The following is an 11,650-nucleotide window of genomic DNA, read 5'->3' on the forward strand; positions in this document are numbered from 1 at the left end:
CCGAAGCCAGGATGACGGCCGGATGTGAATCACCGTACGCTTGCGCACCTCCATGAATCCCATCGTCCACGCCGAACTGTCCTGGCTGCTGGCACAGGGCCTGCGCGAGCGGCGTGACCGCATCCTCGTCACCTGCGCGGGGCTGGCGCCGGACCTGGATGGATTGTCATTGCTCGCGGGTGAAGAGTTCTACGCGCGCTATCACCACGTGATCTTCCACGGCTACGTGGGGGCGCTCGTCACCATGACGGTGTGCGCCGCGCTGGCCCGGCGGCGCGCGGCCGTGGCGCTGCTGTCGGTGGCGGCATTCCATGGGCACCTGCTGTGCGACCTCGCGGGCAGTGGCCCCGGTTGGCCCATCCACTACTTCTGGCCGCAGAGCCTGAGGGAGTGGTTCTGGTCCGGACAGTGGAACCTGGCGTCGTGGCAGAACACGCTCATCGGGCTGGCCGCGACGCTGGCCTGTCTGGCGTGTGCCCTGCCCTTCCAGCGGACCGTGGTGGAGCTGTTCTCCCTCCGCTGGGATGCGGAGGTGACCCGGACGGTGCGGCGGCGCTTCTCCCGGCAGGGAGCCACCGGGGCACCCTGAAGCCGAGCGCTACGGCGTGGCGGCGGGCTCCAGCTTCACCTCGAAGAGGTCGGGCCACCGCTTGCCGGTGAAGAACAGCCGGCCGGTGCCCGGCTCCAGCGCGATGCCGTTGAGCACGGCCTCGTAGCCGGGCGCCCGTCCGCGCACCACCCGCACCAGCTCCGACGCGTCGATGACCGCCAGCACGCGGCCCGTGGCGTAGTCGATCTTCAACACGTGGTTGGCGTGCCAGACGTTGGCGTAGACGCCGTCCTCCGCGCACTCCAGTTCGTTGAGTCGTTCCTGTCGCACGCCCTGCGATGTCACCTCCACCTGGGACTTCACGTGGAAGTCCTTCGGGTCGTGGAAGCGCAGCGTGGACGTGCCGTCGCTGCGCACCAACTGGCCCCGCCAGAAGCACAGGCCCCAGCCCTCGCCCGTGTACGCCACCTGCTTCTCCTGCACGGGGGGCGTCGCGCCGTTCCACACGAACAGCGTCTCGTCCTGCCACGTGAGCTGGTACAGGCGCTCGCCGTCGCTGGCCAGCCCTTCCGGGAACACGTCCGGCAGGGGCTGCTTCCACAGCGGCGCGGCCTGCTCCAGCGAGATGCGCCGCAGGTCGCCGTCCTCGCCGGTGCTCTCGTAGAGCTGGCCCTGGTGGAACTGGAGGCCCTGCGTGAAGGCCGTCGGGTCGTGCGGGTACGTGTGGACGATGCGCGCCACCAGCCGCTGGGGCACGACCTCCGAAGGTCCCGCGTCCGGCGCCTGACGCTGCGCGGGCGCGCACCCCAGGCACAGGAGCGACAACGACAGGGACCAGGACATGCGGCGCATGGGCTTCCTTGCAAGGGTGTGGCTTCGCGAGCGGCCCAAGCCTAGCGCGCCAGGCCCGGCACCGCTTCAGCCCCGCGCCACCGCGAGCGCCGCCTCCACCGCGTTTCGCAGCTCGTCCAGTTCGAACGGCTTGTCGAGCACGTAGGCGGCCCCCAGCCGCTGGGCCTCGCTGTGCAGCTTCGCGTCGCCAAAGGCGGTGATGAGGATGACGGGCGTGTCCCACTGCTCGCGGCGCAGGCGGGCGAGCACCTCCAGGCCGGTGAAGCCCGGCATGCGCACATCGGTGATGATGAGGTCGGGCGCGCGAGCCTCGTCCTCCGTCAGTCCGTCGATGAGGACGCGCACCAGGTCCGGTCCATCCGACGCCTCCACCACCTCATAGCCGCGCCGCACCAGCATCTTGCGGATGAGGGTGCGCATCTCCGACTGATCATCCGCCACGAGGATGCGGGTGGCCCGCGCTGGCGCCATCGCGGGGTCTTCCCAGGCCGCGACGCGCGCGGCCCCTTCCGTCTGCTCGTGCACCATGGGAGGAGTCTCCTGGAGGGTTGAAGGTGCGCCGGACGGCGTCACGGCGGTGGGACGTTCCTGACCTGGAGCATCCGCCGTGCCATGTCCGCGGCCCCCGGGCCCGGGTTGAGCGCGGCGCTGGGGCGTGGGGCAGGCTGCCCCCGGGCGAAATGCCCCGGCTGGGGCACTTTGCCCCGCTCCCACGAGGCCTCCGGGCATGGCTCCCCTCTCATGAGGCGTTCCGGAGGGCTTGGCCCACGGGCTGCAATGAGGTCCGGGCGTCGGACCGGATGCGGGGCTTCCTCCAAGAGCTCCCTTCAGGCAGCTGGGCCACTGGTGGCTCCCGGTGTCGCTGGTGGAACGGGACCGCTGCCTCCTTCCCAGGGTGCCCACCGCATCCGGTTCGACTCTTTCTTCCGCCCGGAAGATGACTTCCGGCGCCCACCAAGGAGAACGCACGATGGTCCGCACCCTTCCGTCCCGCCGCCGCCTTGCCCGCACGCTCGCGCTCACGCCCCTGGTCGCACTGGGCGCATGCAAGCCTGCTCCGGACACGGCGCCGCCCGAGCGCCCCACGCTGTCCTTGAAGACGGCCACCACGCCCTCGGGCGCGAAGGTGGAGCCCGCGGTCTATTCACCCGCGATGGCGGCCACGCCCGGCACACCCGGCGCGCTGATGTCGCTGGCGCCGCTGGTGGACACGGTGAAGGGCGCGGTGGTGAACGTGGAGGTGCAGGCGCGCGCCCGTCCCGCGATGGGCGGCATGCAGGGCCTGCCCCCGGGACTCGCGGAACGCTTCGGCCTGCCGGGCGGACAGAATCCCTTCGGTGGAGGTGGAGGCGGCGGAGCGCCGTCGAAGCAGGGCCTGGGTTCGGGCTTCGTCGTCGACCCTTCGGGCCTGGTGCTCACCAACAACCACGTGGTGGAGGGCGCGGACGCCGTCCGGGTGAAGCTGGAGGACGGGCGCTCGTTCGAGGCAGAGGTGCTGGGCCGCGACGCGCTCACGGACGTGGCGTTGATCCAGCTCAAGGGGGTGACGGGAAACCTGCCCTTCGTGAAGCTGGGTGACTCCGACGGCCTGCGCGTGGGCGACCCGGTGATGGCCATTGGCAACCCGTTCGGGCTCGCGTCGAGCGTGAGCGCGGGCATCCTCTCCGCCCGGGCGCGCGACATCCACGCGGGCCCCTATGACGACTTCCTCCAGACGGACGCGGCCATCAACCCGGGCAACTCCGGCGGCCCGCTCTTCAACATGAAGGGCGAGGTGGTGGGCATGAACACGGCCATCATCGGCGGCGCGACGGGCATCGGCTTCGCGGTGCCGGCGAACCTCATCCAGGCGCTCCTGCCGCAGCTCCAGGAGACCGGCGTGGTGCGCCGGGGCTGGGTGGGGCTGGCGGTGCAGGACCTCACGCCGGAGCTTGCGCGCGCGCTGCGCGTGGAGGCCGCGAAGGGCGCGGTGGTGGCGGGCGTCAGCGCGGGAGGCCCCGGCGCGAAGGCGGGCCTGCGCGAGGAGGACGTCATCACGTCGGTGGGCGAGCGCGCGGTGGACTCCGCCGGGTCGCTGACGCGCGCGGTGGCGCTGCTCAAGCCGGGCAGCGAGGTGCAGGTGAACCTGGTGCGCGGCGGAAAGGCGATGGCGGTGCCCGTGAAGCTTGGCACCCGTCCGACGCAGCGGGGCGAGGAGGAGATGACGCCCCGGGATGCGACGCCCGCGCCGCTGTCGAAGCGCATGGGCCTGCGGCTGTCGGAGGCGCAGGACGGCAGCGGCGGCGCGCAGGTCGTCGCGGTGGAGTCCGGCAGCGCTGCGGAGCGCGCGGGGCTCGCGCCCGGCATGGTGCTCACGCAGGTGGGCGATCAGAAGGTGTCCGGCGTCGCGGAAGCCGCCCAGGCGCTGACGTCCGCGGAACCTGGGGCCGCGCTGCTCTTGCGTGCGCGGGTGCCGGGACAGGACGGGGCGCTGCTGCGTGCGATTGAAGTGCCGGCGCGGTAGGCCGCGCGTTGCCTCCGGGCGGGCTCAGGAGGAGAGCGCGCCCGGGTGGGGCAGGTCGGGCACGCGGCGGGGCATCGTGCGTGCCACCTGGTCGTAGAAGCATTCCGGCCCGAGGACTTCGCGGAGCTGTTGCTCCGCGGCCTCCGCGGCGGGTGTCATCGCGTCGGTGGGCAAGGCATAGGGCTCCACGAGCACGATGCCGTCCGCGACCGTGCGCCGCTGGGATTCGGGGACCGCGTTCAGCCGGTCTCCGAACATCTCAAGGAGCGGTGGACCGTAGAAGTTGCGCCAGAAGACCCCGGCGAGTCCTTCGCTGGGGTCACGGACGGTCCACGTCCAGCGTTGCCCGAACCCTGCCGGTGAGGGGATGAACTGGGTGCACTTCCGGCGTTCGTCCTCGGCGGTCGCGGAGATGGCCAGCGGTGAGTTGAACAGCTTCATCAGCGCCGTGACCTGTTGGGCGTGGGCATCACGCCACTTCGCGTTCTTCGCGCGGGAAAGCGCGGCATCCCAGGTGAGACTTCCCACATGAGGAGGACCGTCCGACTTCCTGGCGGAGAACAGGAAGAAGTCACGGTCCGTCTTCGCCAATACCATGAGGCTGCGGACTCCAAGGAAGCCAGCGACCAATGTGTCGTAGTCGATCCGCAGAGGATCGATCTGCTCATCGAGAGAGCGAGCAGGCACGAACCACTGGTACTCCTCGAACGCGCTCTTGAGGAACGCGCGGACCGCAGCCTCCGAGGGAACGACGGGTGGCAGGCTGATCTTGGTCATCAGGTATTTCAACGGCACAGACGAGCCTCACGGATAGGCATCAGACAGGGCTTTGCCATCCTCTTCGAGCCGCCTCAAGAATTGTTCGAGGGGAAAGGTCAGCTTCGTCTGCCCCGCTGGATGCTTCGCGGAGCGGAAGTACACCTCGATGTGGCCACCGTAGGTTCGGACGTATTTGAGCATGGCCTCCAAGTTGCCCGTGAGCGCCATCTCCGCGCGGCCCTTGGCCTCCACGAAGTGGTAGGGCTGTCCCCACACGAGTTCCTTTGGATTGCCCTTCACCGCGTCCGGGACGAAGCCCTGGGCCTTGCTCCCCGGAGGCGGCAGCATCAACGCCGTGTTCTTCTGCTGCCCCTTGGCCTTGAGTACGGCCTGCTCGAACTCACTGCCCGCGCCCTTGTTCTTGATGACCGTCTGGTAGAGCCGCTCCCACTCCGGATCCACCGCGTACTGGATGCGGGGATACTTCGTCGGATGGCGGAACTGGTAGTCCACCCACGCCTGCGCCAGGTGCTCCGCGCTGCCTGGCACCAACCGAGCACCCTCCGCCGTCACGCGCGAGCCCACCAGGGCCACGCGCTTGCCCTGGGCCAGCACACGGCCCGCCTCCGCCAGCGGGGACTCCAGTCGCTTCGCCACGGATTGCAGCTTCGCCACATCCTCCGCGGACACCGCATCACCGCGCGCCGCGGCTCGCAGCACCCGGCGGATCTCCTGCGCATCCTGAGGCGACAGGTGCTGTACCACCCGTTGCAACACCTGCACCTCGCGCAGGCTCCGGCCCGTCAACAACGCCACCCGCTCCACGCCCTGCGCGCCTTCCGACAACAGGCGCCCCGACACCACCGGCAGCGCCACACTCACCGCGCACAGCAACCGCTCTGCGCCCGTCAGCGGGTAGCCCAGGAGGCTCTCCCCGAGCACCACGCCCTTCACATCCGCCACTTCTCCGGCGATGGGCAACAGGCCCACCGCGATCTCCAGCACCAGCTCCTCGGGAGGAATACCCGGAAGCTCGGGGCTCGGCTCCCACGTCGGGGGCGCCAGACGGCCCGCCTCCACCGCCGAGGCCAGCAGGCTGTCGCGCGCCAGCAGGTAGAGCGCCACCTCGCTGGGACTCTTGCGCACGAAGTCCGGATCCAGCGTGTGCGCGTAGGCCCAGTCGAGCACCGCCTCCACCAGCGCCCGCTGCGTCGCTTCGTACAGCGCGCTTTCGGTGAGCAGACCGTCCTGACCCAGCTTGCGGAAGTGCACCTCCGCCAGCGCCCGGCCACGCGCATCCGCCCAGCGATGGTACTCGTCCAGCTTCGCCTCCACCTGCTTCGAGCGCACCGTCTCCGCACGCCGCTGCTCCGCATGCGAGACCTTCATCCGCAGGTACACCTCCAGCGGCGCGTCCTCCGCCAGTTGCTCCTCGGTTCGCGCGATGGCCCAGATGAGCAGGTCGTTGTGCGCGGCGTGGCCCACCTGCCGCTCCGCCTCCTTCACGGAGGGCTTCTTCAGCGCGGCCCGCTGCTCCTGGATGAACGCCAGATAGCGGCCCAGCACCACACCGCCCACGGTGCCGCTGTCAGCGTGCTGCGCAAGCCGTGGCGGCGAAGCGCTCTGATAGCGCGAGTATCCGTGCAGCCCCACCGGCAGCTCACCGGCCTGGACCAGACCCCATCCCATGAGCCCCGCGAGGAACATCACCCGCTGGCACGTCAGCCCGGACCTTCTGCCTCCGTACGCTGCTTGAAGCCCGCCCATGCGTGTTCCTCCGCTTGGACAGGGCTAGCAGGGACTCCTGACATTCAAGGCAGAGGAGAGCGTGGCGATCATCGCACCGCGCCCGAGGGCCGAGCAGTCGGGATGACCCACCAGGGTTTTCCTGGACTGCACATTAGACAAATAAATCTGGTTGCTGGCACGGAGAGGGATCTTTAGAGAGGGCGAACACCCGTTTGGAGGAGTTCCCCATGTCCAACCCTGTTCGTTTCGCCTTCACCCAGCCCAGCTCCCCCGGCGTCGAGTTCATCATCGAGCTGACCGACGAGTCCAGGATCGCCCACGCACGCCGGATCCTCTCTGGAGAAGAGACGATGGAGATCCACGTGCACGGCCGGATCATCAAGCGGACCCAGCCCTACAATCCGAAGTTCTCCTTCCACCTCGATCCCTCGACCATCGCGTTCTTCACCATGGCCATCGAGGTCTGTGACGCCAACATGATGTACGTCGAGGACCACCTCGACGAAGCGGGCGGCGCCTTCCTTCCGGGCAGCCACTGGTGCCCGTGGGACTCGAAGCTGAGCCGCGAAGTGAAGTAGGCCATTCACCCCGAGCCATGACGGCCGGGCGCGTGCATCCTCTTGAGCAGGGATTGCACGGAGTCCCGTTCCCACGGCGCGATGCGGTGCGAAATGACGCAGCGGGTGCAGGCCCGACCCGCTGCCCTTCCGTCGGTTCGGGATGTCAGGTGTCGCGCGTTTCGCGGTGATGCCGAGCCTGGACGCCCTCCGGGCATGGAGGGACTTCTGACGGATGCCTCACGCGGGCGCTGCCTGCCCCACCCCAGGGGTTCGGAAAACGTCGGGGCCCTGGCATAGAGTGGCGTTCGTGCCGCGCTGCCTCACATGCGGGCGGCGTTGGGAGGGCTCTCACGCGCCGTGCCCTCCTGGCGCTTCGCCCATCACCGTCCCGCCGTCCGATGTCTCGCTGCTCGTGCCCGACGTTCCGGGCTACCGGTGCGAGAAGGTCATCGCGCGCGGAGGCTTCGGCGTCCTGCTGGCCGCGCACAAGCGCGCCCCCGACGGCAGCGAAGGTGAACGCATCGCGTTGAAGCTGGCCCGTCCCGGCGTGATGCTCGCGGAGGCACAGCTCGCCCGCGAGGCAGAGGCCCTGCGCGTCATCGGGCCGCCCACCGTGCCCGCGCTTTATGAGACGGGCACGCTTCCGGGCGGACAGCGCTTCCTCGCGATGGAGTTCGTGCCCCTGCCCACGCTGGCGGACTGGCTCGCGCAGGTGTCCGGGCCGCTGTCGCCGCAGGAGTTCTGGCCCCGGGCCAGCGCGCTCCTGGACGCGGTGGCCACCGTGCACGCGCACGGGCTCGTGCACTGTGACCTCAAGCCCGAGCACGTGTTCCTGGACGACATCCATCGCCAGGCCCGCGTCTTCGACTTCGGGCTCGTGCAGCGCCCGGCCCCTGACGCGTCCGCCGAGGACGGCACGCCCGAGGAGACCTCCTCCTTCGCCGGCACCGCCGAATACATGGCGCCCGAGCAGTGCGCCGGCCACGCGGCCCTGGACGCACGCACGGACGTGTACGCGCTGGGCGTCATCCTCTACGAGCTCATCACCGGCCGGCCGCCCTTCTTCGGAGCGCTGCCGGAGGTGCTCCAGGCGCACCTGTCGCTGCGCCCGCCGCCGCCGTCGGAGTACGCCCCGGTGGCGCCTCCGGTGGAGGAGGTCGTGCTGCGGTGTCTGGCCAAGGAGCCCGTGCGCCGTCCCCGCGACGCGGCCGCCGTGTCCCAGGCGCTGCGGGCGGCCCTGGACCACGCGGGCCAGTCCGCGGTGCAGCCCGCGCCCCGGGTCACCCTCACCGTGCTGCCGGAGGTGCGCCCCGCCCAGACGCGCCGCTCCGTGGCGGTGCTGTTCCTCGCCTCGCGCGCGAACCCGGTCGCGGTGCAGAAGGCGCTGACCGCCTACGGAGGCCACATGGCCTTCACCGACGGCGCGCGCTTCGCGGCGGTCTTCGATCCGGACGTGGGAGAGAACCCGGTGCGCCGTGCCCTGCGCGCCGCCGAAGGCCTGGCCGAGCGGGGACTCGCGCCGGCCGCCCACGTGGACGTGGCCACCGTCACCGTGCAGCGCCGGTTGGACGGCGCGCCCCGCTACCTGAGCGCCATCTTCGCGCGCGAGGAGCGCTACCCCACCGGGCCGGAGACGCGCGGCCTGCTGCTGTCGCACGCCGCGGCGGAGGCCGTGCCAGAGGTGCCGTGCCTGCCGGTGCCGGGGCGTTCGGGGCTGATGCGTCCCGCGCCCTCCGGCGCCGCGCCCCGGCCGGATGTCACCGTGTTGCAGTTGGGCAGCGCGGTGCTGCTGGGCCGCGACGCGGAGCTGGAGAACCTGCTGGACAGCGCCCGGGGCGCGGTGTCCGAAGCGGCGCCCACCGTCGTCACCGTGAGGGGCGACCGGGGTCACGGCAAGAGCCACCTGGCCGCGACGCTGGCCCTGCGCCTGCGGGCCACGCTGCCCCACGCCCGCGTCTACTCCATGCGCGCCCGCGAGCCCGTGCAGGGCGACCCGGAAGGCACGCTGCGCACGCTCCTGCGCGTCGCGCTGCACGGCTTCGACCGCGACGACACGGACACGCAGGAGGATGGCCGCACCGCCATCCTGGACCGGCTGGGCTCCCGGCTGGGCATGGAGCTGTGGCCCGGCGTGGCCGCGACGCTCGGGTGGTACGCGCCCGGCGGGCCGGAGCTGCATAGCTGGGCCGCGGCCCCGGGCGCGCTGCGCTCGCTGGCCCTGCGCGCCACGGGTGAGCTGCTGGCGGCAAGCGCCCGCGAGCGGCCCCTGTGCCTCATCGTGGACGACGCGCACTTCGCGGAGGAGACGGCGCTGGACGCGCTGGAGTACGCGGCGCTCGCGGAGACGCGCGTGCCCCTGTGGGTCTGCGTGCTGGTGCGTCCGGGCTTCGAACAGAGCCGCCCGTCCTGGGGCGCCCGCGCCGCGCGTCAACTGGAGCTGCCCCTGGCCGGCCTCACGTCGGCGGATGCGCAGGCGCTGTGCCGCACGCTGCTCAAGCCGGTGGAGAACGTGCCCGCGCAGGCGGTGGAGCGCATCGTCGAGCGCGCGCAGCGTGTGCCCCTGTTCCTGGTGGAGCTGGTGCGCGGCCTCAAGCGCCAGGGCCTCGTGCGCCAGCGCTCCCCGGGCGGCAACTGGTACCTCGTCACCGACGAGTTGGACCGCGTCCCCGAGCTGCGGCTGGTGGAGTGGCTGGCGGACCGCGAGCTGGGCGCCCTGCCTCCGGCGCTGGCCGCGCATGCCCGCCTGTGCGCGCTGCTGGGCGCGGCCTTCACCGCCACCGCCGCGGACGGCGTGGTGCGCGAGCTGGAGCGCGACGGGGCCGCGTCGCAGTTCCCGCTGGACATGGGCCATGCGACGCGGCGGCTCCTGGATTCGGGGCTGCTGGTGGAGCACCGGCTGGAGGGCCTGAGCTTCCGCAACGAGTTGGTGCGCGAGGCGGTGGTCGCGGGGTTGCCCGCCGAGGAGAAGGCGCGCATCCACCACGCCGCCTACCGCCACTACCTGAGCCCGGCGGGTTCGCAGGAGCGCCAGCGGCTGGCTCGGCTCGCGCTGCACGCGGCGGCGGCCGGCCTGCGCGATGAAGCGGCGGCGCTGACCATCGACCTCGCGGAGTCCGCGCGCGGCCGTCACGCCTTCCTCGACGCGGAGGCCATGTACACGCGCGCCCTGGAGCTGCTCGATCCCGAGGACGAGCTGCGCTGCCTCACCGCGCTCCGGGGCCGGGGCCTGATGCGCTACCGCATTGGCCGGTACGAGGACTCGCTCACGGACTTCGCCATCGCGCGCGAGCGCGCCCGGGGCGTGGGGGATGCCCGCGCGGTGGTGGAGTTGCTGCTCGACGAGGCGATGGCGCTCGACTGGGTGAACGACTACGCGCGCAGCGAGGAGCGGGCCCAGGAGGCGCAGCACCTGTCGGAGACGGTGACGTCGCCCTACGTGCAGTCGCGGCTGCTGCTGGCGCTGGGCCGCGCGCAGTTCCGCAAGGGCGAATGGCTGGACGCGCTCATGCCGCTGGAGGCCGCTGCTGAGAGAGCCAGGAAGCTGGGCGACGCTGGCTACGAGACGTTGGTGGTGGCGCTGCTGCTGATGGCGGTCATCCTCCCGAACCTGGGCGACATCGACGGCGCCGAGCGCGTGATGGACGAGGTCATCAGCGCGTGCACGGAGCGCGGAGACCGCTTCCACCTGGGCTCGGCCATCAACAACCGCCGCAACCTGTGGGTGGCGCGCAGGGATTTGACGCACGCCCTGAAGGACCAGGAGCGCTTCATGCAACTGGGGCGCGAGCTGGGCGTGGTGGGCTGGGAGTACTTCGCCGAGCACAACATGGGCGAGCTGTACTACCAGGCCGGCGACGTGGAGGCCGCGGCGCCGCACATCGCCCGCGCCATCGTGCTGGAGCGCCGGCATCCGGAGGTGGCGCACCGTCCGTGGGCGCTGCTGCTCCAGGCGCGCGCCATGGCCTGGACGGGCCGGCACGACCGGGCCCGGGAGCTGCTCGCGCAGGTGCGGCAGACGATGGCGAACAGCCGGCACGGCGTGAACCTGAGCCCGTCGGAGGAAGTGCTCTTCTCCATGGTGGAGCTGGCTGCCCGCGACGCGACAGCGGAGGAATGGCACGCGCTGCGCGAGCGCTCCTCGCAGGTGTCCGTGGAGCAGGAACCGCTCGAAGTCCTGGAGATGATGGGCCTCGCCGCCTGGCGCCGGGGCGACTTCGCGGAGGCGATGCTCGCGCTCGGGGAAGCCATGGCGCGGGCCGCGCAGTTGCCGAACCTGATGGAAGACCGCATCCGCCGCTCACTGGAGCGCGTGCGGGACCTGACGCCGGCTGCGTGAGCAGCCGGGCCCGGTGCTACACCGATTTCTGAAGCGCCGTCGTGGCGGCGATGATGAGCCCCATCAACGACTCACCCACCAGCGCCCCGGAGCCCAGCGCGGGCACCTGCGCATCGGTGTGCTTCGGCGACCACCGCCGCGCGAGCGCCGCCATCCCCGCGCCCAGGCACAGCGTCACCGCGAAGAAGGCGGGCGTGATGAACCCGATGCCCATCGCCACCGGGCCTTGTCGCCCGTGCGGTACAGCCGCGCTCCGGGCTCCGTGCTGAACGGATCCGGAACGAAGCGCTCCGCGGTGAGGTCCGGCCGGCCCAGGTAGCCGCGCGTGACACCCGCTCCGG

At 71.3% G+C, this 11,650-nt stretch carries 9 protein-coding genes; 4 read left to right on the forward strand and 5 right to left on the reverse strand.

Translation table 11 applies throughout. The annotated features are described in order from the left end of the window. Window positions 1-52: 52 nt before the first annotated feature. Window positions 53-589: a metal-dependent hydrolase gene (locus D7V88_RS16310; RefSeq protein ID WP_120533975.1), complete on the forward strand. Its 537-nt coding sequence runs from the start codon at window positions 53-55 to the stop codon at window positions 587-589. Window positions 590-598: 9 nt separating this feature from the next. Here the strand turns inward: D7V88_RS16310 and D7V88_RS16315 are convergent, their stop codons facing one another. Both D7V88_RS16315 and D7V88_RS16320 read right to left on the reverse strand, forming a co-directional pair. Continuing rightward, on the reverse strand, window positions 599-1,393 hold the full coding sequence (locus D7V88_RS16315) for a glutaminyl-peptide cyclotransferase (protein WP_244238181.1): 795 nt from the start codon (window positions 1,391-1,393) through the stop codon (window positions 599-601). A 75-nt stretch (window positions 1,394-1,468) separates the two neighbouring features. After that, window positions 1,469-1,930, reverse strand: a complete 462-nt coding sequence (locus D7V88_RS16320) for a response regulator (protein ID WP_120541566.1) — start codon at window positions 1,928-1,930, stop codon at window positions 1,469-1,471. Between the two features lie 442 nt (window positions 1,931-2,372). Between D7V88_RS16320 and D7V88_RS16325 the strand changes: the two genes are divergently transcribed. Further along, window positions 2,373-3,905, forward strand: a complete 1,533-nt coding sequence (locus D7V88_RS16325; RefSeq protein ID WP_120541567.1) for a trypsin-like peptidase domain-containing protein — start codon at window positions 2,373-2,375, stop codon at window positions 3,903-3,905. Window positions 3,906-3,929: 24 nt separating this feature from the next. Here D7V88_RS16325 and D7V88_RS16330 read toward each other — a convergent pair whose 3' ends face one another. Together D7V88_RS16330 and D7V88_RS16335 are read right to left on the reverse strand one after the other, a co-directional pair. After that, entirely contained in the window at window positions 3,930-4,682 is a 753-nt protein-coding gene (locus tag D7V88_RS16330; RefSeq protein WP_120541568.1) for a hypothetical protein, read from the reverse strand. A gap of 27 nt (window positions 4,683-4,709) precedes the next feature. After that, window positions 4,710-6,431: a hypothetical protein gene (locus tag D7V88_RS16335; protein WP_147448757.1), complete on the reverse strand. Its 1,722-nt coding sequence runs from the start codon at window positions 6,429-6,431 to the stop codon at window positions 4,710-4,712. Window positions 6,432-6,640: 209 nt separating this feature from the next. Here D7V88_RS16335 and D7V88_RS16340 point away from each other — a divergent pair, with 209 nt between their 5' ends. Together D7V88_RS16340 and D7V88_RS16345 are read left to right on the forward strand one after the other, a co-directional pair. Next, a complete protein-coding gene (locus D7V88_RS16340; RefSeq protein WP_120541571.1) occupies window positions 6,641-6,991 on the forward strand; it encodes a BP74-related protein in 351 nt (116 codons plus the stop codon). A 394-nt stretch (window positions 6,992-7,385) separates the two neighbouring features. Continuing rightward, window positions 7,386-11,309, forward strand: a complete 3,924-nt coding sequence (locus D7V88_RS16345) for a serine/threonine-protein kinase (protein WP_244238182.1) — start codon at window positions 7,386-7,388, stop codon at window positions 11,307-11,309. A gap of 16 nt (window positions 11,310-11,325) precedes the next feature. Here the strand turns inward: D7V88_RS16345 and D7V88_RS45495 are convergent, their stop codons facing one another. Continuing rightward, on the reverse strand, window positions 11,326-11,523 hold the full coding sequence (locus D7V88_RS45495) for a hypothetical protein (protein WP_244238183.1): 198 nt from the start codon (window positions 11,521-11,523) through the stop codon (window positions 11,326-11,328). Window positions 11,524-11,650 lie beyond the last annotated feature (127 nt).

Source organism: Corallococcus terminator (genome assembly GCF_003611635.1).
Classification (GTDB): domain Bacteria; phylum Myxococcota; class Myxococcia; order Myxococcales; family Myxococcaceae; genus Corallococcus; species Corallococcus terminator.